The sequence below is a fragment of the Streptacidiphilus alkalitolerans genome (assembly GCF_042511045.1).
Taxonomy (GTDB): domain Bacteria; phylum Actinomycetota; class Actinomycetes; order Streptomycetales; family Streptomycetaceae; genus Streptacidiphilus; species Streptacidiphilus alkalitolerans.
In genome coordinates, this window is the sequence record NZ_JBHEZX010000023.1 from 81743 (window position 1) to 104297 (window position 22555).

At 72.5% G+C, this 22555-nt stretch carries 22 protein-coding genes; 13 read left to right on the forward strand and 9 right to left on the reverse strand.

Going from position 1 to position 22555, the window contains the following annotated elements:
- Window positions 1–31 precede the first annotated feature (31 nt).
- Together ACEZDG_RS34300 and ACEZDG_RS34305 are read left to right on the forward strand one after the other, a co-directional pair.
- Window positions 32–1243, forward strand: coding sequence for an FAD-dependent monooxygenase (locus ACEZDG_RS34300; RefSeq protein WP_380517762.1), 1212 nt, complete (start codon window positions 32–34; stop codon window positions 1241–1243).
- An 89-nt stretch (window positions 1244–1332) separates the two neighbouring features.
- The gene (locus tag ACEZDG_RS34305) at window positions 1333–2613 is read left to right on the forward strand and encodes a glycoside hydrolase family 3 N-terminal domain-containing protein (RefSeq protein ID WP_380517765.1); all 1281 of its coding nucleotides are present in this window, start codon (window positions 1333–1335) and stop codon (window positions 2611–2613) included.
- 20 nt (window positions 2614–2633) lie between these two features.
- On the opposite strand, the gene ACEZDG_RS34310 is transcribed toward ACEZDG_RS34305, so the two are convergent.
- Window positions 2634–3308: a FadR/GntR family transcriptional regulator gene (locus tag ACEZDG_RS34310; protein ID WP_380517768.1), complete on the reverse strand. Its 675-nt coding sequence runs from the start codon at window positions 3306–3308 to the stop codon at window positions 2634–2636.
- Window positions 3309–3466: 158 nt separating this feature from the next.
- On the opposite strand from ACEZDG_RS34310, the gene ACEZDG_RS34315 reads away from it, so the two are divergent.
- From ACEZDG_RS34315 to ACEZDG_RS34355, 9 genes are read left to right on the forward strand one after another with little or no spacing between them, the layout of a single operon-like run.
- On the forward strand, window positions 3467–4318 hold the full coding sequence (locus ACEZDG_RS34315) for a fumarylacetoacetate hydrolase family protein (protein ID WP_380517771.1): 852 nt from the start codon (window positions 3467–3469) through the stop codon (window positions 4316–4318).
- Window positions 4319–4323: 5 nt separating this feature from the next.
- The gene (locus ACEZDG_RS34320) at window positions 4324–5676 is read left to right on the forward strand and encodes an enolase C-terminal domain-like protein (RefSeq protein ID WP_380517774.1); all 1353 of its coding nucleotides are present in this window, start codon (window positions 4324–4326) and stop codon (window positions 5674–5676) included.
- Window positions 5673–6419 (forward strand): SDR family NAD(P)-dependent oxidoreductase, encoded by a 747-nt coding sequence (locus ACEZDG_RS34325; RefSeq protein ID WP_380517776.1) that lies wholly within the window; start codon window positions 5673–5675, stop codon window positions 6417–6419. The genes ACEZDG_RS34320 and ACEZDG_RS34325 overlap by 4 nt, the downstream gene beginning before the upstream one ends.
- Window positions 6420–6424: 5 nt before the next feature.
- A complete protein-coding gene (locus ACEZDG_RS34330) occupies window positions 6425–7417 on the forward strand; it encodes an aldo/keto reductase (RefSeq protein WP_380517779.1) in 993 nt (330 codons plus the stop codon).
- A complete protein-coding gene (locus ACEZDG_RS34335) occupies window positions 7417–8157 on the forward strand; it encodes a (Fe-S)-binding protein (protein ID WP_380517782.1) in 741 nt (246 codons plus the stop codon). Before ACEZDG_RS34330 ends, ACEZDG_RS34335 begins: the two co-directional genes overlap by 1 nt.
- Window positions 8154–9653, forward strand: a complete 1500-nt coding sequence (locus ACEZDG_RS34340; protein WP_380517785.1) for a lactate utilization protein B — start codon at window positions 8154–8156, stop codon at window positions 9651–9653. Before ACEZDG_RS34335 ends, ACEZDG_RS34340 begins: the two co-directional genes overlap by 4 nt.
- Window positions 9650–10303, forward strand: coding sequence for a LutC/YkgG family protein (locus ACEZDG_RS34345; RefSeq protein WP_380517788.1), 654 nt, complete (start codon window positions 9650–9652; stop codon window positions 10301–10303). The genes ACEZDG_RS34340 and ACEZDG_RS34345 overlap by 4 nt, the downstream gene beginning before the upstream one ends.
- Window positions 10300–10611 (forward strand): L-rhamnose mutarotase, encoded by a 312-nt coding sequence (locus ACEZDG_RS34350; RefSeq protein ID WP_380517791.1) that lies wholly within the window; start codon window positions 10300–10302, stop codon window positions 10609–10611. The genes ACEZDG_RS34345 and ACEZDG_RS34350 overlap by 4 nt, the downstream gene beginning before the upstream one ends.
- Entirely contained in the window at window positions 10608–11486 is an 879-nt protein-coding gene (locus tag ACEZDG_RS34355; RefSeq protein ID WP_380517794.1) for an amidohydrolase family protein, read from the forward strand. The genes ACEZDG_RS34350 and ACEZDG_RS34355 overlap by 4 nt, the downstream gene beginning before the upstream one ends.
- A gap of 7 nt (window positions 11487–11493) precedes the next feature.
- On the opposite strand, the gene ACEZDG_RS34360 is transcribed toward ACEZDG_RS34355, so the two are convergent.
- The 4 genes from ACEZDG_RS34360 to ACEZDG_RS34375 all read right to left on the reverse strand — a co-directional run bounded on the left by ACEZDG_RS34360 (window position 11494) and on the right by ACEZDG_RS34375 (window position 14477).
- Window positions 11494–11691, reverse strand: coding sequence for a hypothetical protein (locus tag ACEZDG_RS34360; RefSeq protein WP_380517797.1), 198 nt, complete (start codon window positions 11689–11691; stop codon window positions 11494–11496).
- On the reverse strand, window positions 11688–12470 hold the full coding sequence (locus ACEZDG_RS34365; RefSeq protein ID WP_380517800.1) for a hypothetical protein: 783 nt from the start codon (window positions 12468–12470) through the stop codon (window positions 11688–11690). Before ACEZDG_RS34365 ends, ACEZDG_RS34360 begins: the two co-directional genes overlap by 4 nt.
- Window positions 12467–13309 carry a hypothetical protein gene (locus ACEZDG_RS34370; RefSeq protein ID WP_380517803.1) on the reverse strand — a complete coding sequence of 281 codons (843 nt, stop codon included), beginning with the start codon at window positions 13307–13309 and terminating at the stop codon, window positions 12467–12469. The genes ACEZDG_RS34365 and ACEZDG_RS34370 overlap by 4 nt, the downstream gene beginning before the upstream one ends.
- A gap of 508 nt (window positions 13310–13817) precedes the next feature.
- On the reverse strand, window positions 13818–14477 hold the full coding sequence (locus ACEZDG_RS34375; protein WP_380517805.1) for a hypothetical protein: 660 nt from the start codon (window positions 14475–14477) through the stop codon (window positions 13818–13820).
- A 347-nt stretch (window positions 14478–14824) separates the two neighbouring features.
- Between ACEZDG_RS34375 and ACEZDG_RS34380 the strand changes: the two genes are divergently transcribed.
- Window positions 14825–17680: an AfsR/SARP family transcriptional regulator gene (locus ACEZDG_RS34380; protein WP_380517808.1), complete on the forward strand. Its 2856-nt coding sequence runs from the start codon at window positions 14825–14827 to the stop codon at window positions 17678–17680.
- Here the strand turns inward: ACEZDG_RS34380 and ACEZDG_RS34385 are convergent.
- Entirely contained in the window at window positions 17655–18914 is a 1260-nt protein-coding gene (locus ACEZDG_RS34385; RefSeq protein WP_380517810.1) for a PucR family transcriptional regulator, read from the reverse strand. The two genes, ACEZDG_RS34380 and ACEZDG_RS34385, sit on opposite strands and share 26 nt — an antisense overlap.
- Before the next feature lie 157 nt (window positions 18915–19071).
- On the opposite strand from ACEZDG_RS34385, the gene ACEZDG_RS34390 reads away from it, so the two are divergent.
- On the forward strand, window positions 19072–19911 hold the full coding sequence (locus ACEZDG_RS34390) for an alpha/beta hydrolase (RefSeq protein ID WP_380517813.1): 840 nt from the start codon (window positions 19072–19074) through the stop codon (window positions 19909–19911).
- 27 nt (window positions 19912–19938) lie between these two features.
- Here the strand turns inward: ACEZDG_RS34390 and ACEZDG_RS34395 are convergent, their stop codons facing one another.
- From ACEZDG_RS34395 to ACEZDG_RS34405, 3 genes are all read right to left on the reverse strand, one after another.
- Window positions 19939–20847 (reverse strand): SDR family NAD(P)-dependent oxidoreductase, encoded by a 909-nt coding sequence (locus ACEZDG_RS34395; RefSeq protein ID WP_380517817.1) that lies wholly within the window; start codon window positions 20845–20847, stop codon window positions 19939–19941.
- 62 nt (window positions 20848–20909) lie between these two features.
- Entirely contained in the window at window positions 20910–21680 is a 771-nt protein-coding gene (locus ACEZDG_RS34400; RefSeq protein WP_380517820.1) for an SDR family oxidoreductase, read from the reverse strand.
- Window positions 21681–21809: 129 nt separating this feature from the next.
- Complete coding sequence (locus ACEZDG_RS34405) at window positions 21810–22517, reverse strand: TetR/AcrR family transcriptional regulator (RefSeq protein ID WP_380517823.1); 708 nt, start codon at window positions 22515–22517, stop codon at window positions 21810–21812.
- Window positions 22518–22555 lie beyond the last annotated feature (38 nt).

The following is a 22555-nucleotide window of genomic DNA, read 5'->3' on the forward strand; positions in this document are numbered from 1 at the left end:
CTACACCGAGCTACTGAACCATGGGAAAGACATGCGCATCGTCTGCGCTGGTGGCGGGCCCGCCAGCCTGTACTTCTCGATCCTGATGAAGCGGTCCGACCCGGGCCACGACATCACCGTCCTCGAACGGAACCCGGCCGGGTCCACCTACGGGTGGGGCGTGACCTACTGGGGCGATCTGCTCGACCGGCTGCGGGACGGCGATCCCGCGACCGCGCGGGCGATCAGCGAGAACTCGGTGCGCTGGACCGACGGCGTGGCGCACGTCCGGGAGCAGTCCACGACGCACCCCAGCGACGAGGGCTTCGGCATCGGCCGGCAGCGCCTGCTCGACATCCTGGTCGAGCGGGCGACCGACCTGGGCGTCCGGGTCGAGTTCGGCCGGGAGATCACCGACCGCGGCCAGCTCCCGGACGCGGAGCTGGTCGTGGCCGGCGACGGCCTGCACAGCCGGCTCCGGCAGCAGTACCCGGACCGCTTCGGGACCGAGGTCGCGACCGGCCGGAACAAGTTCATCTGGCTGGGCACCAGCAGGGCCTTCGAATCCTTCACCTTCGCCTTCGCCGAGTCGGAGCACGGCTGGATCTGGTTCTACGGCTACCGCTTCAGCAGCGACCGCAGCACCTGCATCGTGGAGTGCTCCCCGGAGACCTGGGCCGGGCTGGGCTTCGACCGGCTGGACGAGAGCGGGACCATGGCGCTGCTGGAGCGGATCTTCGCCCGGCAGCTGGACGGCCACCCGCTGATCAGCAGGCCGGACGGCGGCGGAAGCGCCTCCTGGCTCAGCTTCCGGACGCTGACCAACGCCAGCTGGCACCACGACGGCATCGTGCTGATCGGCGACGCCGCCCACACCACCCACTACTCCGTCGGCGCCGGCACCACACTGGCCCTGGAGGACGCCGTCAGCCTGGCCGGGGCGGTGCGGCGGCACCCCGCGCTCCCGGCCGCGCTGGCCGCCTACGAGGCGGAGCGGAAGTTCGCCATCCTCTCCACCCAGAGCGCGGCCCGCTACAGCGCCCAGTGGTACGAGAACATCCCCCGCTACATGCACCTGAAGCCCCCTCAGCTGTTCTCGCTGCTCGGCCAGCGGCACTCACCGCTGCTGCCCTACGTTCCGCCGCAGATGTACTACTGGGTCAACCAGGCCGCCGAGGAGTTCACCCCGCTGCGGAAGCTGCGGAAGTGGGCGGGGCCCAAGGTGGTGCGGACCCTGGCCGGCCGTCGGCCGGGCACCCCCTGAGCCCGCCCCGTCCCCGTACGCTGCAGTTCTCCGCCGATGGCCGGCGGCGGACGACGATTCCACCGCGATCCCACCCGCTTGGAGCATCCATGCCGGCCGCTGCCCGTACCGCAGGCCTGAAACTGCCGCTGCTGGTCCTGCTGCTGGGAGTGGCCATGGCCGCCGCCGCCTGCGGGGACGGCGGCGGCTCCCCGGCCTCCGCGTCGCCCACCCCGACCGCGCCGCACAGCGCTTCCGCATCACCCGCTTCCACGTCGCCCACGTCCACGTCGCCCACCGCGTCCCCGACCGGCGCGCAGACCCGCAGCGCGGCCAGTGCCTGCGTCGAGCGGACGCTGGCCGGGATGAGCACCGCGCAGCGGGTCGGCCAGCTGTTCATGTCGGCGGTCAGCAGCACCGGGCCGACCGCCGCGCAGCTGCAGGTGCTGCGCCAGGGCCAGGTCGGCTCGGTCATCCTGATGGGGCACACCGAGGCCGGCTCCCGCGCGGTACGGGCCGGGACGGACCGGGTGCAGGCGCTCGCGCCCACCGTCGCGGGCAGCAGGGTCGGCCTGCTGGTCGGCGTGGACCAGGAGGGCGGCCAGATCCAGGTGCTGGGCGGCCCGGGCTTCTCCGCCATGCCGAGCGCCGCCGAGCAGGGCGGCTGGCCGACCGCGCTGCTGCAGGGGCGCGCCGCCACCTGGGGGCGCCAACTGGCCCAGGCCGGGGTCCAGTTGGACCTGGCACCGGTGGTCGACGTGGTGCCGGCCGAGGAGACCTCGGTCAATGAGCCGATCGGCAGACTCGCCCGCGGGTTCGGCAGCACCCCGGGCACGGTCGCCCGGCAGTCCTCGGCCTTTGTGCGCGGCCTGCGGCAGAGCGGCGTGCTCAGCACCCTGAAGCACTTCCCCAGCCTGGGCCATGTCCAGGGCAACACCGACTTCGCGGCGAACGTGGTCGACAACGTGACCGGTCCTGACGGCGACTTCGTGCTGCCGTACCGCTCCGGGATCCAGGCGGGCGCGCAGTTCGTCATGGTGGCCCTGGCCACCTACACCAGGATCGACCCGCGCCACCCGGCGGTCTTCTCGCCGACCGTGGTGCGCGGGCTGCTGCGCGGCACGATCGGGTTCCAGGGCGTGGTGGTCTCCGACGACCTGGGCAACGCCGCCTCGGTGCGGTCGGTCCCGGCCGGGCAGCGGGCCACCGGCTTCCTGGCGGCGGGCGGCGACCTGGTGCTGACGGTCGACCCCGCCACGGTCGGCGCGATGACCGCGGCGGTGCTGGCCGAGGTGAACCGCGACCCGGCGTTCCGCAAGGGCGTGGACGCCAGCGTGCGGCGGGTGCTGACCGCCAAGCTCGCCGCGGGGCTGCTGACCTGCCCGCACTGAGCCCAACAACCCGCTGCGCGCTAGTCGCCGTCGACCGCCAGCCAGCGTTCGACGGCGGCGACGTGGACGGTCGCCGCGGCGGCGGCCAACTGCGGGTCGCGGGCGGCCAGGGCGTCCACGATGGCGGTGTGCTCGCGGTGCACGTCCTCGATCGCCGGCCCGACCCGGGTGCCGCGCAGCAGCCGGACCCGCTGGGTCTGCGTGGAGAGGATCTCCAGCAGCAGCGACAGCACCGGGTTGCCGACCACCAGCGCGATCCTGCGGTGCAGTTCGCAGTCCAGCCGGATGAACTCGTCCAGATTGTCGGCGGCGATGCTCGCGGCCAGGACCTCGCGCAGCGAGGCCACCTCGGCGTCGCTGATCCGGGCCGCAGCGACCGCGGTGGCCTGCGGCTCGACCAGCCGCCGGATCTGCAGCAGCTGCATCGCCGCCTCGCCCTGGGAGACGTCCGCCACGAAGGAGAGGCTCTCCAGCAGCAGATGCGGCTCCAGGCTGGAGACATAGGTGCCGTCGCCCTGCTTGGCCACCAGGATCCGCATCGCGGTCAGCGCCCGTACCGCCTCACGCAGCGAACTGCGGGACAGGCCGAGCTGGACCGCGAGCACCTCCTCCTTGGGCAGGCGTTCGCCCGGCTGCAGCTCGCCGGAGACCAGCATGGCCTTGATCCGGTCGATCGCCTCGTCCGTCAGCGCCACGGCCGTTCCCTTCGCAGATCCTCGTCATCCCGAGCATGATGCACCACCCGTGACAGTCATCAGATGAATGATAGCCCGACCCTGGTGGGCGCTTGCGAGATTGATACTGGCGCGCCTAAAGTCCACATCACTCCCCCCATTCATCGGAGGTTTGTAGGATGCGTCTGCTACGCGTAGGCCCGGTAGGTGCCGAGCGCCCCGCTCTCCTGGACGACCAGGACCGGCTCCGCGACCTGTCGGGGATCACCTCCGACATCGACGGGGCCTTCCTGTCCTCGGGCGGCCCCGAGCGCGCCCGCGCCGCGCTGGCGCACGGCGCCCTGCCGCTGCTCGACCCGGACGGGCTGCGGATCGGCGCCCCGGTCGCCCGGCCCGGCAAGGTCGTCTGCATCGGCCTGAACTACCGCGACCACGCCGAGGAGACCGGCGCCGCCATCCCGCCCCGGCCGGTGGTCTTCATGAAGGACCCGGGCACCGTGGTCGGCCCGCACGACCGGGTGCTGATCCCGCGCAACTCGGTGAAGACCGACTGGGAGGTGGAGCTCGCGGTGGTGATCGGCCGGCGGGCCCGCTACCTGGACTCCCCCGCCGCCGCGCTGGACACCATCGCGGGCTACGCGGTCAGCAACGACGTCTCCGAGCGCGAGTTCCAGCTGGAGTACTCCGGCCAGTGGGACCTGGGCAAGTCCTGCGAGACCTTCAACCCGCTCGGCCCCTGGCTGGTCACCCCGGACCAGGCCGACGACCCGCAGCAGCTGGGCCTGCGGCTGTCCGTCAACGGCGTCCAGCGCCAGGACGGCAACACCAAAAACATGGTCTTCGAGGTGGCCCACCTGATCTGGTACCTGAGCCAGTACCTGGTCCTGGAGCCCGGCGACGTGGTCAACACCGGCACCCCGGCCGGGGTCGCCCTCGGCCTGCCCGGCAACCCCTACCTGCGCTCCGGGGACGTGGTGGAGCTGTCCATCGACGGCCTGGGCACCCAGCGGCAGACCTTCGAACCCGCATGAACGGCATGCCCGGCACGCCAGGCAGGACCGGCAGGATCACCGCCGTCGAGACCTACGACGTCCGCTTCCCCACCTCGCGGGACCTGGACGGCTCCGACGCCATGAACCCGGACCCGGACTACTCCGCCGCCTACCTGGTGCTGCGCACCGACGCCGGCGACGGCCTGGAGGGCCACGGCTTCAGCTTCACCATCGGCCGCGGCAACGAGGTCCAGGTCGCCGCGATCAACGCGCTGCGGGCCCATGTGGTCGGACGGTCCGTCACCGAGCTCTGCGCCGACCCGGCCAGCCTGAACCGCGACCTGGTCGGCGACAGCCAGCTGCGCTGGCTCGGCCCCGAGAAGGGCGTGATGCACATGGCCGTCGGCGCCGTGGTCAACGCCGTCTGGGACCTGGCCGCCAAGCGCGCGGGCAAACCGCTGTGGAGGTTCCTCGCCGATGCCGAGCCCGAGTGGCTGGTCTCCCAGGTCGACTTCCGCTACATCGCCGACGCGCTCAGCCCGGACCAGGCGCTGGAGCTGCTCCGCCGCGGCCGGGCCGGACGCGCCGAGCGCGAGCGGGAGCTGCTGCGCCGCGGCTACCCCGCCTACACCACCTCGCCCGGCTGGCTGGGCTACTCCGACCGGAAGCTGACCCGGCTGGCCCGGGCGGCCCTGGCCGACGGCTTCACCCAGATCAAGCTGAAGGTCGGCGCGGACCTGGCCGACGACATCCGCCGCTGCCGGGCCGCCCGCGCGGCGGTCGGACCCGCCGTACGCATCGCCATCGACGCCAACCAGCGCTGGAACGTCACCGAGGCCATCGCCTGGACCAAGGCCCTGGCCGAGTTCGACCCCTACTGGATCGAGGAGCCCACCAGCCCCGACGACATCCTCGGCCACGCCGCGATCCGGGCCGCGGTCGCCCCGGTCCGGGTGGCCACCGGGGAGCATGTGCAGAACCGCATCGTCTTCAAGCAACTGCTGCAGTCCGGCGCCCTCGACGTGCTGCAGATCGACGCCGCCCGGGTCGGCGGGGTCAACGAGAACCTGGCGATCCTGCTGCTGGCCGCGAAGTTCGGCGTCCCGGTCTGCCCGCACGCGGGCGGGGTGGGACTGTGCGAACTGGTGCAGCACCTCTCGATGTTCGACTACCTCGCGCTGTCCGGCAGCACCGACGACCGCGTCATCGAGTTCGTCGACCATCTGCACGAGCACTTCGTCGAACCGGTGCGGATCCACCGCGGCCACTACCGGGCGCCCCGGGCGCCCGGCTTCTCCGCACAGATGCACCCGGAGTCGATCGCCCGCTACACCTATCCCGACGGCGGCTTCTGGGCCGCCGAACTCGCCCTCACCGCACAGGAGGTCTCCGTATGAGCGACCTGACCGGACTTCGCGCACTCGTCACCGGCGGTGCCTCCGGCATCGGCCTGGCCACCGTGCACCGGCTCACCGAGCGCGGCGCCACCGTCGCCGTGCTCGACCTCGACCCGGGCAACCTGCCGCTGGGCTTCAAGGCCGACGTGGCGGACGACGCCTCGGTGCGCACCGCCGTCGCCGCGGCCGTGGAACAGCTGGGCGGGCTGGACATCCTGGTGAACAACGCCGGCATCGGCGCCATCGGCTCGGTCGAGGACAACCCCGACGACCAGTGGCACCGGGTGCTGGACATCAACCTGCTCGGCATCGTCCGCACCACCCGCGCCGCGCTGCCGCACCTGCGCGCCTCGGAGCATGCCGCGATCGTCAACACCTGCTCCATCGCCGCCACCGCCGGGCTGCCGCAGCGCGCCCTGTACTCGGCCAGCAAGGGCGCGGTGCTGTCGCTGACCCTGGCCATGGCCGCCGACCACGTGCGCGAGGGCATCCGCGTCAACTGCGTCAACCCCGGTACCGTGGACACCCCCTGGGTCGGCCGACTGCTCGACGCCGCCGGCGACCCGGCCGCCGAGCGCGCGGCCCTGAACGCCCGTCAGCCGACCGGCCGACTGGTCAGCGCCGAGGAGGTCGCCGCCGCCATCGCCTACCTGGCGAGCCCGGACGCGGCCTCGGTGACCGGCACCGCCCTGGCCGTCGACGGCGGTATGCAGGGCCTGCGGCTGCGCCCCGTGGAAGGGTGAGCCGGATGCAGACCACCACCCTCGGCCGCGGCAAGGTCCCGGTGACCCGGCTCGCCTTCGGGGCCGCCACCCTGGGCAACCTGTTCACCCCGGTCAGCGACCTGGAGGCGCGCGCCGCGGTGGACGCGGCCTGGGAGGCCGGCGTCCGCAGCTTCGACACCGCCCCGCACTACGGCCTGGGGCTGTCCGAGCACCGCCTCGGCGCGGCGCTGCGCGACCGTCCCCGCGCCGAGTACACCCTCTCCACCAAGGTCGGCCGACTGCTGGAACCGGTCGACCGGGTGGACGGGGACGACCTCGCCAACGGCTTCGCCGTCCCGGCCGCCCGGCGCCGGGTCTGGGACTTCAGCGCCGACGGCGTGCGCCGCAGCATCGAGGACAGCCTCACCCGGCTCGGCCTGGACCGGATCGACATCGCCTATCTGCACGACCCGGACGAGCACGCGGCCCAGGCCCTGGCCGAGGCGTACCCGGCGCTGGAGCGACTGCGCGCCGAGGGCGTGCTGGGCGCGATCGGCGCGGGCATGAACCAGTCCGCGCTGCTCACCCGCTTCGTCCGGGAGACCGACCTGGACGTGGTGCTGCTGGCCGGCCGCTACACCCTGCTGGACCAGGACGGACTGGCCGAGCTGCTGCCCGAGGCGCAGCGGCGCGGGGTGTCGGTGGTGGCCGGCGGGGTGTTCAACTCCGGTCTGCTGGCCGACCCCCGGCCCGGGGCGACCTATGACTACGCCGCCGCCCCGGACGCCCTGCTGCGGCGGGCGCTCGGGATCAAGGCCGTCTGCGAGCGGCACGGGGTGCCGCTGCGGGCCGCCGCGCTGCAGTTCCCGCTCGGCCACCCGGCCGTGGCCGCCGTCCTGGTGGGCCTGCGCAGCGCCGCCGAGGCCGAGGACGCCGCCGATATGACGACCCGTCGGATCCCCGCGGAGCTGTGGTCCGAGCTGCGCGCCGAGGGCCTGCTCGACGCGCGGGTGCCGACCCCGGCCGGGGAGGTCTGATGCGGATCGCACTGTTCATCACCTGCCTCAGCGACAGCCTCTACCCGCAGACCGGGCAGGCCGTGGTCCGGCTGCTGGAGCGGCTCGGGCACACGGTGGAGTTCCCGCAGGGGCAGACCTGCTGCGGGCAGATGCACTTCAACACCGGCTACCGCCCCGAGGCGATGCCGATGGTGCGCCGCTTCGCGGACACCTTCGCCGGCTACGACGCCGTGGTCACCCCCTCGGCCTCCTGCGCGGGAATGGTGCGCGACGGCCACGGCGTCCTCGCCGAGCAGTACGGCGACCCGGCGCTGCGTTCGGCGGTCGGCGAGGTGGCGCCCCGGGTGCACGAGCTGTCCGAGTTCCTGGTCGACGTGCTGGGGGTGACCGACGTGGGCGCCTACTACCCGCACCGGGTCACCTACCACCCCACCTGCCACTCGCTGCGGATGCTGCGAGTGGGCGACAAGCCGCTGCGGCTGCTGCGCGCGGTCAAGGGCATCGACCTGGTCGAACTGCCCGACGCGCAGTCCTGCTGCGGCTTCGGCGGCACCTTCGCGCTGAAGAACGCCGACACCTCGGCGGCGATGCTCGCCGACAAGGCGGCCTGCGTCCGGGGCACCGGGGCCGAGGCGCTGACCGCCGCCGACAACTCCTGCCTGATGCACATCGGCGGCGGACTGTCCCGGCTGCACTCCGGGGTCCGCACCCTGCACCTGGCCGAGATCCTCGCCGCGACCGAGGGAGACCCCGCATGACCACCCCCAACGGCCTGGTCTGGCTGGACACCCCGCCCTTCCCCGAGGCCGCCCGCACCGCCCTCGCCAACGGCCAGCTGCGCCGCAACCTGCGCCACGCCACCGGCACCATCCGGGACAAGCGGCTCACCGTCACCGGCGAGCTGCAGGACTGGGAGCAGCTGCGCGACGCCGGCGCCGCCCTCAAGCGCCGGACCCTGCGTCATCTCGACCTCTACCTGCTGGAGTTGGAGGAGTCGGTGACCCGGGCCGGGGGCACCGTGCACTGGGCCGCCGACGCCGCCGAGGCCAACCGGATCGTCGCCGGGCTGGTCCGGGCCGCCGGTGCGGACGAGGTGGTCAAGGTCAAGTCCATGGCCACCCAGGAGATCGGGCTGAACGAGGCGCTGGCCGAGGCCGGTATCGCCGCCTACGAGACCGACCTGGCCGAGCTGATCGTCCAGCTCGGCGACGACCGCCCGTCGCACATCCTGGTCCCGGCGATCCACCGCAACCGGGCCGAGATCCGGGACATCTTCGAGCGGGAGATGGGCAAGTGGGGCCGCCCGGCCCCGGCCGACCTGACCGACGAACCGCGGGCCCTGGCCGAGGCCGCCCGGCTGCACCTGCGCGAGAAGTTCCTGCGCGCCAGGGTGGCCGTCTCCGGCGCGAACTTCGCCATCGCCGCCACCGGCACCGTGGGCGTGGTCGAGTCCGAGGGCAACGGGCGGATGTGCCTGACCCTGCCGCAGACGCTGATCACCGTGATGGGCATCGAGAAGGTGCTGCCCGACTGGTCCGACCTGGAGGTGTTCCTGCAGCTGCTGCCGCGCAGCTCCACCGGGGAGCGGATGAACCCCTACACCTCCACCTGGACCGGCAGCACCCCCGGCGACGGGCCGCAGGACTTCCACCTGGTGCTGCTGGACAACGGCCGCACCGCCACCCTGGCCGACACCGTCGGCCGCCAGGCGCTGGCCTGCATCCGCTGCTCCGCCTGCCTCAACGTCTGCCCGGTCTACGAACGCACCGGCGGCCACGCCTACGGCTCGGTCTACCCCGGGCCCATCGGCGCGGTGCTCACCCCGCAGCTGGTCGGGGTCGGCAGCGACCCGAACAGCGCGGCGGCCTCGCTGCCGTTCGCCTCCACCCTGTGCGGGGCCTGCTACGACGCCTGCCCGGTGAAGATCAACATCCCGGAGGTGCTCACCCATCTGCGGGCCCAGGTGGTCGAGAGCAAGCGCCGCAGCCGCACCCTGCCCACAGCCGAGGCCCTGGTGATGAAGGCGGCAGCGGCCACCTTCGCCGCCCCGCGCCGGCTCTCCGCCGCGCAGCGCAGCGCCAGGCTCGGCAGCCATCTGCTCGCCCGCAAGGGCCGGATCGGCCGACTGCCGGGACCGCTGCACGGCTGGGCCGACAGCCGGGACACCCCGCAGCCGCCGGCCGAGACCTTCCACGCCTGGTGGCGCCGCACCCATCCTGCTATCGACAAAACTCAAGAGGGGAGCGGGAGTTGAGCGCCCGAGAGAAGATCCTGGCGGACATCCGCGCCGCGCTGGGCGACGTCCCCGCCGCCGAACTGCCCGAGCAGGTCCCGGTCCCGTCCGACTACCTGCGCAGCCACGCCGGTGCGGACGTGCCGGGGCTGTTCGCCGAGCGGGTGGCCGACTACCGGGCCCGGGTGGTCCGGGTCAGCGCGGCCGAGGCCGCCGCCGCCATCGCCGCGCTGCTGGCCGAACGCGAGGTGCGCGAGCTGCTGGTCCCGCCCGGCTTCCCGGAGGAACTGCTGCCGCAGGGGCCGTGGCACCGGCTCGGCGACGAACCGCCGCTGGCGGTGGACGCGCTGGAGCGCGCGGACGGGGTGCTCACCACCGCCGCGCTGGGCATCGCGGTCACCGGCACCGTGGTCCTGGACGCCGGCCCCGGACAGGGCCGACGGGCCCTCACCCTGCTGCCCGACTACCACCTCTGCGTGGTCCGCGAGGACCAGATCGTCGGGGACGTGCCCGAGGCGCTGGCCCGGCTCGACCCGTCCCGGCCGCTGACCTTCGTCTCCGGCCCCTCCGCGACCAGCGACATCGAACTCGACCGGGTGGAGGGCGTGCACGGACCACGCACCCTGCACGTCCTGGTCGTCGCCGACTCCCCCGCTTCGGAGCTGACATGAGAACCGCCCTGCACACCCGGGTGCTGCCGGACCGCATCGCCGACTACGAACAGGCCCACCGCGAGGTCCCGGCGGAGCTGACCGAGGCCATGCGCGAGGCCGGCTGCCACTCCTGGACCATCTGGCGCAGCGGAACCGAGCTGTTCCACCTGATCGACTGCGAGGACTACCCGGCCCTGATCTCCCACCTGGCCACCCTGCCGGTCAACACGGCCTGGCAGCTGCGGATGGCGGAGCTGCTGGAGGTCGTCCACGACTACTCCGACGACGGTGGCGACGCCGCCCTGCCCGTGGTGTGGCAGCTGTGAGCGCGGCGGCTTCGTCGGCGCCGACGGTGGTCGACGCGCACCACCACCTCTGGGATCTGACGGTCCGGGACCAGGACTGGATCACCGGCCCCGAGCTGGCCCCGCTGCGCCGCGGCTTCGCGGTCGAGGAGCTGGAACGCGAAGCCGCGGCGGCCGGGGTCGGCGCCTCGGTGCTGGTGCAGACCGTGACCGTGGCCGAGGAGACCCCGGAGTTCCTGGCCGTCGCCGAACGCAGCGCCCTGGTCGCGGGCGTGGTCGGCTGGACCGACCTGACCGCCCCCGACGTTGCCGACACCCTGGCCCGGCTGCGCGAACTACCGGGCGGGCAGCACCTGGTGGGCATCCGTCACCAGGTCCAGGGCGAGCCCGACCCGCGCTGGCTGCTGCGCCCGGACGTACGCCGCGGCCTGGCCGCGGTGGGCGCGGCCGGCCTGGTCTACGACCTACTGGTGCAGCCGCACCAGCTGCCGGCCGCCACGGAGATCGCCGCGGCCCTGCCGGAGCTGACCTTCGTCCTGAACCACCTCGGCAAGCCCCCGATCAGCTCCGGCGACCGGGCCACCTGGGAGCGCGAAATCCGCGCGCTCGCCGCGCTGCCCAACACCGTCGGCAAGCTCTCCGGGCTGGTCACCGAGGCCGACTGGCCCAGCTGGACCACGGCCGACCTGCGCCCCTACGTCGACACCGCCCTGGAGGCCTTCGGCCCGGACCGGCTGATGTTCGGCACCGACTGGCCGGTCTGCACCCTCGCCGCCTCCTACCGCGAGGTGCTGGACGCCGCCCGGATCCTCACCGCCGCACTCGCCCCGGACGAGGAGGCCGCCGTCTTCGGCGCCACCGCCACCCGCGTCTACCGCCTGCCCGACGCCGGCTGACGGTGCCTCACCCGAGGGCTCCGATTCCCAGCGCCAGCAAGGCCACGAGGAGGGTGAGGGCGCCACCGAACGTCCTGCCCCCGCGCAGGAGGGCCGCGGGCACGGTCGCGCCGTCCATGCGGGCCAGCAGCGCGGCAGCGATGGCGACCAGCAGCGCGAGCAGGAAGGCGGCGACGAGCGCGAGCGCCAGGAGGGCGGCGGTCACTCGTCCACTGCCGGGCGTCGCGCTGGGGTGCAGCTGTGACCTGCGGGGATGAGTTCCCGCAGGCGGGCGGCCAGGGCGGGCCCCGGGCGTACGGCGATCCCGTCGTTGTCGTCCCCGGGGAGGTGGACCACCAGCCGCTCCACCTCGCCGGCCAGTTGGCCCTCGCCCGCCAGTCGGCCCCCCTGCGTCGGCGGTGCACCGGTACCGAAGACACCGCCCATCAGTTCCTGCGGCAGCGGCGGCAGCGAGGGCGCGTACGCACCCAGACCCGGCTGGGCGTACCCGGGGGCAACCGTGTCCAGCCACAGTCCGGCGGTGTGCGTCTCGCCCCGCTGCCGATGGTGCAGATACAGGCAGTAGGCCGAGGTGCTGTCACCGGCGCCCCCGGCGATCTGCCACCAGAACCGGGCACTGTGGGGGTGGCCGGTCAGATAGAGCAGGCAGCCGAAGACCCTGGCTCCCTCGATCTCGCGGTCCGGATCCGCCACCGCCCGGGCACTGTCGGCCGACGCCGCCGAGTCCTGGGTCAGCGCACCGATCTCCGCCGCCGCAGAGCGCGAGTTGACGACCGAGCGCGCCAACAACTCCAATGTGTGCCGGTCGGTGGAAGCCTGGACCGCCCACGACGGGACCGACCCGCCACCCGCACGCCGGCCGGCCACCGTCGCAGCCAGGTCGCGCAGCCCTTGTGCCACATCGGGCGGCGGCGCGGAACTCCGCTCGGCGGGAAAGGCCACCGCGACGATGTCGTCCAGGCCGATGCGCTGCACGGCGCTCACTGCTCCCCCTCCGCCAGCATCTCGTTCGCTGCCCGCAGCACCCGCCGCTCGACCAGTGCCTCCTCGACCTGCGCCATGGCGCTGTGCAGATCCCGATCCACCGTGGACACGGTCACGTCCAGCAGCCACGCGGTATAGCGCGAGCTGAAGCCCATCACCTTGCGCAGCAGGAACACGCCCATCCGACGGTCCCCCAGGTCGGCCATCGCCTTGTACAGACCGACCGGGCTCTGCATCGCCGTCAGGCTCTCGCGGATGGCGGCGAACTCGGCGAAGACGCGGTCGAGCTTCTGCTGCGGATCGTGCTGGACCGGAATGCGCGGCCGGTCGAGCGCCCCCTCCAGGTGCGCGAGCGCACTCCGCAGATCGCGCTCGACAACGCCGCGCTGCGGTACGCCGAGAATCCAGGCGGTGTACGGGAGGTCGTACCCCAGCACTCGACGCAGGATGAGGACATCGAGCTGACGCTCTGTCAACTCGCCGACGCTCTTGAAGAGTTCAACCGGCACAGCCTGCGCCGCAGGCGCGGCGTCCAGGAGCGCGGCATAACCCAGGGCCAGTCGCGCCTCGAAGCGGCCGGGTGTCTGCGCGCTGCGGTGGTCCACAGCCGAGCGCAGCACATGCCAGCAGCGGTCCTGCAGGTTGGCCGCTCGCAGCATCGCCTCCCAGTCGCAGGCGATGTCCGCGAAAACCTCGTGCACCAGCCGGTCCGTGCCGCGCCCGTCGCCGAGCCGGACGTACGCGTAGGCGTGGTAGGGCCGGTGGTGCTGGAGGTAGAAGCCCTCCGCGTCCAGCGACAGACCCGTCGGCTCACCCGTTCCCGCACGAGGGTCGCTCATCGCCCGACCTCCCGGGCGGCCCGCAGCGGCTGGCGCAGTCTGTCGCTTCGGGGACTACTGGTGGTGTTCATCTGGCTCTCTTCACTCAACACAGCGTCAGTTTCCTTTCGCCGAAGACACGGTGTGTCCCAGAACCAGCTAAACGTTTCGCCCCCGGGTTTTACGCACGATCCCGGCGGAAAGTCACCCAGCAGACGAGGCCGGACACAACGGGTCACCAGCTCCCGCCCGGGATACGCACCAGTAACGCTCCCACTACACTCCGCAGCGATGCGGTGGTACAGACCACCGCTGGTAGCTCCCATCCTTCCCGTACGCAGTGTGAGCAGGAGTGGTGCAAGTCACATCAGCATTCCGACAACTCCCGCCGCGAAGGGCACCCGATCCAGTCAGAAGCAAACGCGGGTGGCGATGCGTTCCACCTCGGCCCGGCCCTCGGGGCTCAGCGAGAGCCGTCCACTGCCGAGCGGCTGCCCCGATACGGCCGGGGCGTCGGACACGGCTCAGGCTATGTCCGAGGAGCTTGCGCCGGTACACCCCACCCGGGTTTCCAGGTCGCCGTATCACAGCGAATCGCCGTCGGTTTGGAGTAGCCCTTGTCGGTCCGGAAAACGGTGTAGAAGCAGTACTGCTGCTCCGGCCACAGTCCGCTCACTTGAATTCTCACAGTCTCTGGCTGCGCGTCATCGCGCGTCCCGTAGTGGTACCAGTTCCAGCACTCGCCAGTGGCAGCTGCGGGTTCCTTGTGGTCAATAAAGCCGTCATTGGAACCAGTTTGACCATAAACACCCTCTATCGCGATGGCGCTCTGATAGACAGGTGACGGATTGATCCAGGTCAGCGTGAGGTCAACCCTTCCGGGAAGCTCCTGGCTCGGCGTGAAGGCAAAGCCCGCAAGGGGCGGCGCGGCCAACCCGGATTGCTTCGCCAGTAGGTCGTGTGCGCCGTCGAGGAGGCGCGGGCACGCAATGGCGTCGATGCGATGCTGCTCATCATCGGGACCATCCTTGATCACCGTAAGCACCACAACAATGGCTACGGCCACGCAGATACAGATGATGATGGCCTTTTGGCCCAGTTTCGCAGGTTGCGCCAACCAGTTGATCAAGCCGCCCGCGACGAGGCCAAAGATCAATATGCCGATGTCGAGCCAAGCGGTGGACGTCACCGGATCAGTATCGCCCATACCCCCTGATCACCAAGGGCCCGGTGCACACCATGGCTCTTCAACAGCATCAGGAATTCCACTCCGCCCTGCGGCGGCTGACGGCCGGTCATGGCCGGGATGCCGCCGCTGCGGGAAGTTCGCCCGGTCCCAGGCCCCGTGTCCTGTACCGGGACGGGGCGTGGTCCTGGCTGCCGCCGCAGCCAGGACCACGTCCGTGCCGTCTCCGACCCCCACTTCGAATCGGCTGACTGCGACGAGCCTGCCGGAGCCGCGCAACACCGGGGTAACATCTGGGCAACCGCTGGGAACCACCGGCGCGGGAACCACAGGTGATACGGAGCCGCAGGATGCAGTTCTGCCTACTCGGGCCGCTGGTCGTCCTGGACGGCGCGACCGAGCGACCGGTCAGCGGCTCCAAGCTGCGCGGGCTGCTGGCGGTGCTGCTGCTGCATGCCAACCAGGAGCTGGCCCCGGGCACCCTGCGGCAGCACCTGTGGGGCGACAACGCCCCGGATTCCGCCGACGCCTCGCTGCGCAACCTGATCGCCCGACTGCGCCGGGCGCTGGGTGACGAGGCCGGGTCCCGGCTGCGCACCTCGCCGGGCGGGTACCTGCTGCGGGTGACCGAGGGCGAGCTCGATCTGCAGGTCTTCGCCGACCGGTGCAAGCAGGGCAGGCAGTTGCTGGAGAAGTCCGAATGGGCCGGGGCCGGCGACGTGCTGGCGTCGGCGCTCTCGCTGTGGCGGGGCGACCCGTTCTCCGGCATACCCGACGGTCCCGAGCTGCTGCATGCCCAGGACCAGTGGCTGCGGGAGACCCGGCTGCTGGCCCAGGAGGGCCGGATCGAGGCGGACCTGCAACTCGGCCGCGACCAGGAGCTGATCGCCGAGATCCGCGCCCTGGCCGACGCCCACCCGCTGCGGGAGGGCCTGCACGCGCAGCTGATGCTGGCCCTGCACCGGGCCGGCCGGCAGGCCGAGGCGCTGGAGGTCTTCCAGGTGCTGCGGCGGCGCCTCGTCGACGAACTCGGCGTGGAGCCGGGGCCGCTGGTGCGGCAGGCGCAGCGCGAGGTGCTCGACGCCGAGGAGTCGGCGGGGTCGACCGAGCCGTCGTCGGGGACGGCCAAGCCGGCCCGCGCCGCCGTCCCCCGTCAACTGCCGATCGACATACCCGACTTCACCGGACGCGAGAGCCACCTCCGCCGCCTGCGCGCAGCACTCGCCGCCACCGGCGACGGCGGCACCGTCGCCGTGTCCGCGATCAGCGGAACCGGTGGGATGGGCAAGACCACCCTGGCCGTGCACGCGGCGCACCTGCTGGCCGGGGACTTCCCGGACGGGCAGCTCTTCATCAGCCTGCGCGGCGCCGGCACCGAACCCGTCCCACCGGCCGACGCACTGGCCACCGCCCTGCACAGCCTCGGTGTCGCCGCCGACGCCGTGCCCAGCGACATCGACGCACGGTCCGCGCGCTACCGCACCCTGGTCGCCGACCAGCGGCTGCTGATCGTCCTGGACGACGCCCGGGACAGCGCCCAGGTGCGGCCGTTGCTGCCCGGCACGGGCCGGAGCGCGGTGCTGGTCACCAGCCGCAGCAGGCTGCCGAGCCTGGTCGGGATCGACCGCCTCGACATCGAGGCGCTGGACGACGCCCAGGCCCGTGCCCTGTTCGCCGGCATCGTCGGCTCCGCCCGGGCGGACGCCGAGCCGGAGGCCACCGCCGACCTGCTGCGCTGCTGCGCCGGGCTGCCGCTGGCGGTGCGCATCGCCGGGGCCCGGCTGGCCAACCGTCCCGCGTGGACCATCGCCGACCTGGCCGAGCGGCTGACCGACGAGTACCGGCGGCTGGACCAGCTGCGGGTGGAGGACACCGCGGTCCGGGCCAGCATCGAGGTCAGCTACCGAAGCCTGCCCAGCGGCGCCGCGTCCGGCGAGGGCAGTCCGGCCCGGGCGTTCCGCCTGCTGGGCCTGGCCGGCGGGCCGGACATCAGCCTGCCCGCGGCGGCGGCCCTGCTCGGCGAGCCGCTCGCTGTGGCCGAGCGGACCCTGGCGTACCTGGTCGACAACTGCCTGCTGGACTGCGTCCTCCCCGGCCGCTACCGACTGCACGACCTGCTGCGCGTGTTCGCCGCCGAATGCGCCCTGCGGGAGGAGCCCGAGGAACTGCGCCGCGAGGCGCTCGGCCGACTGGCCCACTGGTACCTCGGCACCCTCGCGGCAGCCGACCGCCTGCTCGTTCCGAAGATCCGGCGGCCGGAGCTGGCGCCGCCGGACCCGGGCCACCAACCGCTGGCGTTCGACAGCTTCAGCGCGGCACTCCAGTGGTGCGACGAGGAACGCGCCAACCTGGTGGCCATGACCGAACAGGCGGTGACCCACGGCCTGCCGGAGTCGGCGGTCCTGCTCGCCTCCTTCAGTTGGGGATACTTCCGGCTCGTTGCCCGGCATCGGGAGTGGCAGGCCAGCAATACCGCCGGGATCGCCTCCGCCCAACTGCTCGGGGACCGTGAGGCCGAGGCCCGGCTGCTCAACTCCCAGGCGGCGCTGCTCTACCAGACCAATCGCCCGGACGAGGCCGAGTCCTGCCTGGTGGCCCTGCTCGCCATCCGCCGGGAACTGGACGACGCGGTGGGCGAGTTGTCCGTGCTGACCAACCTGGCGATCCTCTACATCGACCACCCGGAAAAGGTCGCGCTCTCAGTGGAGTTGGGGCTGCAGGCCCTCGACCTGGCCCGAGCGCTGGATCGGCCGATGGCGGTGACCAATGTGCAGAACAACCTCGGCAGCGCCATGGAGCGGCTCGGGAACTTCACCGAGGCCCTCGGCTGGTACCACGCCAGCCTGGCCTCCGCCATCGAGATAGCGGACCACGACGGCGTGGCCATATCGACAGCCAATGTCGGGGCCGCCCATCTGCACGCCAAGGAGTTCGACCAGGCCGAGGAGTTTCTGCTCCGGGCCCTGCCGCTCACCCGCGCCGTGGGGAACCGGATCACCGAGGCCGAGATCCTGGGCAATCTCGGTCGGCTCCGTACGGCCACCGGCCCGGCCGAGGAAGCCCGCGGCCATCTGGAGCGGGCCAGGGAACTCTGGCAGGCGATGGACGATCCGCAGCAGGCCGAGGAGATCCGGATCCTGATCGATGCCCTCGACGCCCTCGACGACACCGACAACCCGGTCACCTCGGGCGAGGAGCGCGGCTGACCCGCCGGTCGATCTCGAAGGCGACGCTCAACTCGGCGATGCCACGCGGGTCGGCCAGCGAGCGCCCGGTGTGCTCCTCCAGCCGCCGCAGCCGGTGCCGGACGGTGTTCGGATGGCAGAACAGCACCCCGGCCGCCTGGTCGGCCGAGCCGCCGCTGTCGAGCCAGGCGCCGAAGGTGGAGAGCAGCAGCGAGCGCCGCTCCGGCGAGAGCCGGTCCAGGGCGACCAGGACGCTGCGGGCGATATGCCGCATCACCTCCGGTGTGCCGACGGCGGCGACGACGGCCAGGGGGTCGCGGTCGAAGAGGGTGACCCTCCGGCCGTCGAACGCGCCGCGGAGTGCGATCCTCGCCAGTCGCAGCGCGGACGCGGTCTCCCTGAGGTCGTCATAGGGCGGACTGACCCCGACCCGGGCACCGCTGTCTGACCCGAGCACCTCGGCCAGCCGGTCAAGTGCCAATCCCACTCCGGCACCTGACCTTGCGTCAGATCCGGAGTCAGACCCGGAGCCGAACCCCGGCAGTCGCGCGACGCCGACCTCGACGTCGTGCAGCAGCCGCCAGGCCGAGGCCGCCCCGATGCCCCTGAGCGCCGCTTCGGCCTGCGGGAGCGCGTGCCGTCCGATGTCGGGGACCCGCGCCGCGATCACCACATAGGGTCCACGCGCGGGGATCCGCAGGACGTCCGCCGCGTCCCAGAGGTCGGCCTCCGCGAGGCGGCCCTCCAGCAGCGCTTCCAGCAGCGCCGAGCGCTCCTGCTCGCGGCTGAGCAGCTGGGCCGTGATCTCCTCGCGGTAGCCCTCGGCCATGTGCTGGGTGTAGGTGTCCAGCACCAGCCACATCTCCGAGGCGGCCCGCACGGTGACCTCGGCCGGGACCGCGCTGCGGGCGGCCGTGTCGGCCAGTTGCTCCCACAGGAAGCGGGCGGCGACCCGGTACGCCTCCATCACCGCCGTCAGCGGCACGCCCGCTCTGGCGCGCTGCCTGCCGTTCTCGCGCGACTCGGGCGAGTTGAGCGCGGGGACCCGTCCGATCGGCCCGAAGACGAAGTGGATGTTGTCCAGGCAGGTGCGCCGCAGCTCCTCCGCGCTGACCGCCGCGTCCGTGCGGTAGACGGGCACCGCGGCCCGGATCCGGTCGACCAGCGCATCGGCGAGCGGCTCCGCCTGCTGGACCATCCGGGCACCCAGCTCGGCCACCTGCGCCCCGACCCTGTCCTGCGGCTTGTGTTCCACGGACCAATAATAGCCGGGCCCGAACCCCGCCATCCCGGCCTTCATTGTTCTGGCAAACAATGATCGGCCCAACACCGTGTCGGCCGAGACATCGACTCCGGCACGCGCCTCCCGGAAAATACAGGGAGATGCCTCTCCCCCCGAACGGCGGTGCACGATGAGTCTCAACGCTCGTGAGCAGCAGGAGGTCGACGCGGCGAACGCCTCCGGCCGGAAACCGGTGGTGTTCGTCCATGGGCTGTGGATGCTGGCGTCGAGCTGGCAGCCGTGGCGGTCGTTCTTCGAGCAGAACGGTTACGCCACCCTCGCTCCGGGCTGGCCCGACGACCCGGAGACCGTCGCCGAGGCCCGGGAGCACCCGGAGGTCTTCGCCGGCAAGAGCATCAAGCAGGTCACCGACCACGTCGCGGAGGCCGTCGGCGGTCTGACCCAGCAGCCCGCGGTGATCGGCCACTCCTTCGGCGGCCTGATCACCCAGCAGCTGGCCGGACGCGGGCTGGCCGCCGTGTCCGTGCCGATCGACTCCGCCCCGTTCCGGGGTGTGCTGCCGCTGCCGCTGTCGGCGCTGAGGTCGGCCATGCCGGTCCTCGGCAACCCGGCCAACTACCGGCGCGCGGTCAGCCTGACCTACCCTCAGTTCCGCTACTCCTTCGCCAACGCCGTGAGCGAGAGCGAGGCCGAGCGCCTCTACCGGACCTTCCCGGTGGCCGGTTCCGGGGTTCCGCTGTTCCAGGCGGCCACCGCGAACCTCAACCCGGCCACCGAGGCGAAGGCCGATACCGGCAATCCCCGCCGCGGCCCGATGCTGCTCATCACCGGCGAGTCGGACCACATCGCCCCACGGGCGATCGCCGAGGCGTCCTACCGCAAGCAGCGGCGCAACTCCAGCCCCACCGAGCTCCAGGAGATCCCCGGCCGGGGCCACTCCCTGGTCTTCGACAGCGGCTGGCAGGAGGTCGCCGACACCGCCCTCGCCTTCGTCAAACAGCACCACTGACCACGACCGGCCACGACCGAGCGAGGCTCAGAGGCTGGCGTCGGCCGCGAGCAGGTCCTCCAGGCCGACCCGGCGGAAGAACTCGGCGCGGACCCGGTCGGCGACGGCGGAGACCACCTCGCTGCCGTCCCGGCTGGGGTCGACATGCACCCGCAGCGGACGCCGGCCCGCCGGCAGGGCGACCAGACGGACGATGGCCTCGGCGACCTCGGCGACGTCCGCGTCCGGCGGGATGATCGCGGCCAGCCGCTTGTTCACGTCGGCCATCAGCGCCTGGTACTTGTCGTCGTAGGCGGCGGCGCGGTCGGTGTCGGCCGGGGTGCCCGCGTGGGCGAAGTGGTTGGTGCCCGAGGTGAAGGCGCCGGGGACCACGATGGCGGTGTCGATGCCGAAGCGGACCACCTCGGCGGCGTAGCTGACGGCGAGGGCGTCCATCGCGGCCTTGGCGGCGAAGTAGGGTGCCAGGAACGGCGGGCAGCCGCCGCGGGTGCTGGACGATCCGACCCACAGCAGCAGGCCGCTGCCGCGGGCCCGCAGGTGCGGCAGCGCGGCGCGGTTGACCCGCTGGGCGCCGAGCACATTGGTGTCGTAGACCTGGGCGAACTGCTCGGGGGTGAAGGCCTCGGCCGGGCCGAGCACCATGTGCCCGGCGTTGTGGACCACGGTGTCCAGGTGGCCGTGGTCGCGGACGATCACGGCGACGGCCGCGTCGGCGGAGGGCTGCGAGGAGACGTCGAGCTCGACGGCGCGCAGGTCCACGCCGTGCTCCGCGGCGTACTCGGCCAGCTCGGCCACGGCGGGCGCGTTGCGGGCGCCGGTCTCGCGGATGCCGGCGTAGACGGTGTGCCCGGCGCGGGCCAGGGCCCGGGCGGTGAGCGCCCCGAAGCCGCTGGACGCGCCGGTGACCAGGACGACCTGGGGAAGGGTGACAGACATGACGGTTGCCTTTCTCTCGTACGTTCTCTCGTACGTTCGGATCCGGGAGGGGTGGGCGGGCGTCAGATGATGCCGCCGTTGGCGCGCAGGACCTGGCCGTTGACCCAACGGCCGGCCGGGCCGGCCAGGAAGGCGACAACCCCGGCGATGTCCTCGGCGGTGCCCAGGCGCTCCAGCGGCGGCTGGGCGGCGAGGCGGGCCAGGGTCTCCTCGTCCTTGCCCTCGAGGAACAGCTCGGTGGCGGTCGGGCCGGGGGCGACGGCGTTGACGGTGATGTCGCGTCCGCGCACCTCGCGGGCCAGGACCAGCGTCATCGCCTCCACCGCACCCTTGCTGGCGGCGTAGGCGGCGTAGCCGGGGAAGGCCAGGCCGATCACCGAGCTGGAGAAGTTGACCAGGGCGCCACCGGAACGCAGTCGGCGCACGGCCTGCTGGTCGACCACGAAGGTGCCGCGGACATTGGTGCGGTGCAGCTGGTCCAGGACGTCCAGGTCCAGCTGGGCCAGCGGCGCCAGGTCCATCCGGCCCGCGGCGTGGACGACGACGTCGACGCCGCCGAAGGTCTGCTCGACCAGGTCGAACAGGGCGGACACGGCGTTCTCGTCCGCGACGTCGGCCCGGACCGCGATCGCCCGGCCGCCGGCGGCGCGGACCGCCTCGACGGCGGAGTCGGCCGCGGCCTGGTTGCCGGCGAAGGCGATGGCGACGGCGTGGCCGTCGGCGACGAGCCGGTCCACGACCGCCCGCCCGATGCCGCGCGAGCCGCCGGTGACGATGGCGACGCGCTGGGTGGTGGCGGGAGTGGTGACGCTGGCGGGGGTGGTGGTGCTCATGGTGATGCTCCTCATGGGGTGTTCGCGTGAATCAGGGTGTGCGGCATCGCCGTCCGGCGCGCGGGGCGCCGGTCGTGGGTGTCGCCTGCTGTGGTGGTGTGGGCTCGTGGTGTGGGCCGGGGGCGGCGGTCAGTCGGCGGTGTGGTCCGCCAGGGTGCTCAGCCACTGCTGGAGCAGGGCCTGTTCCGGCCCGGTCAGGCCCGGCGGCGGTGTGGAGCGCAGCTGCGCCCCCAGCGTCGCGGCGGTGGCGGCGAGCGCCGTCCCGTCCGTCCCGGCCGCCCCGTCCAGCTCTGCGGCCTCGAAGGTGACCGTGCTGACCAGGGCATCGCGGACCCGCCGGGAGAAGGCCGGGTCCGGGTAGAGCGCGGGACGTGAGATCAGCGACAGCGCGACGCCGGCGTTGGCCGACATCACCATCTGGGCCGCCGTCTGCGGGGAGACCCGCAGCAGGCCGGCGGCGGCGCAGCGCTCACAGACGCCGAGCAGCAGCCGGTGCGCCTCCGCGGCGGCCTCCGGCGGTACGGACAGGCCCGGGGAGTACATCAACCGGTAGTAGTTGGGGTTCTCCAGCGCGAAGCGGATGTGGTTGTCCCATCCGTCCCGCAGGTCCTGCACCGGGTCCACCGAGGGGCGCGCGGCCCGCTTGGAGGCCAGGTACTGCTCGAAGCCGTAGTCCACGACCGCGGAGAGCAGGCCCTCCTTGTCGCCGAACTGCCGGTAGAGCATCGGTGCTCCGACCCCGGCCGCCTCGCAGACCGCCCGGGTGGAGACATCCGCGTCGGCCGACTGCGACAGCAGCTCGGCCGCCGCTTCCAGAATCCGTGTTCTCACGTCCATGGAAACGACAGTAACACTCCTGCAGAAACTTTGCTACT

Bases quoted from the DNA above. Each gene is read 5' to 3' on its own strand.
- ACEZDG_RS34390 (WP_380517813.1), top strand. From the start codon at position 19,072: ATGAGTCTCAACGCTCGTGAGCAGCAGGAGGTCGACGCGGCGAACGCC.
- ACEZDG_RS34370 (WP_380517803.1), bottom strand. From the start codon at position 13,309: ATGAGCGACCCTCGTGCGGGAACGGGTGAGCCGACGGGTCTGTCGCTG.
- ACEZDG_RS34305 (WP_380517765.1), top strand. From the start codon at position 1,333: ATGCCGGCCGCTGCCCGTACCGCAGGCCTGAAACTGCCGCTGCTGGTC.
- ACEZDG_RS34350 (WP_380517791.1), top strand. From the start codon at position 10,300: ATGAGAACCGCCCTGCACACCCGGGTGCTGCCGGACCGCATCGCCGAC.
- ACEZDG_RS34315 (WP_380517771.1), top strand. From the start codon at position 3,467: ATGCGTCTGCTACGCGTAGGCCCGGTAGGTGCCGAGCGCCCCGCTCTC.
- ACEZDG_RS34325 (WP_380517776.1), top strand. From the start codon at position 5,673: ATGAGCGACCTGACCGGACTTCGCGCACTCGTCACCGGCGGTGCCTCC.
- ACEZDG_RS34320 (WP_380517774.1), top strand. From the start codon at position 4,324: ATGCCCGGCACGCCAGGCAGGACCGGCAGGATCACCGCCGTCGAGACC.
- ACEZDG_RS34330 (WP_380517779.1), top strand. From the start codon at position 6,425: ATGCAGACCACCACCCTCGGCCGCGGCAAGGTCCCGGTGACCCGGCTC.
- ACEZDG_RS34395 (WP_380517817.1), bottom strand. From the start codon at position 20,847: ATGTCTGTCACCCTTCCCCAGGTCGTCCTGGTCACCGGCGCGTCCAGC.
- ACEZDG_RS34300 (WP_380517762.1), top strand. From the start codon at position 32: ATGCGCATCGTCTGCGCTGGTGGCGGGCCCGCCAGCCTGTACTTCTCG.
- ACEZDG_RS34340 (WP_380517785.1), top strand. From the start codon at position 8,154: ATGACCACCCCCAACGGCCTGGTCTGGCTGGACACCCCGCCCTTCCCC.
- ACEZDG_RS34335 (WP_380517782.1), top strand. From the start codon at position 7,417: ATGCGGATCGCACTGTTCATCACCTGCCTCAGCGACAGCCTCTACCCG.
- ACEZDG_RS34405 (WP_380517823.1), bottom strand. From the start codon at position 22,517: ATGGACGTGAGAACACGGATTCTGGAAGCGGCGGCCGAGCTGCTGTCG.
- ACEZDG_RS34380 (WP_380517808.1), top strand. From the start codon at position 14,825: ATGCAGTTCTGCCTACTCGGGCCGCTGGTCGTCCTGGACGGCGCGACC.
- ACEZDG_RS34400 (WP_380517820.1), bottom strand. From the start codon at position 21,680: ATGAGCACCACCACCCCCGCCAGCGTCACCACTCCCGCCACCACCCAG.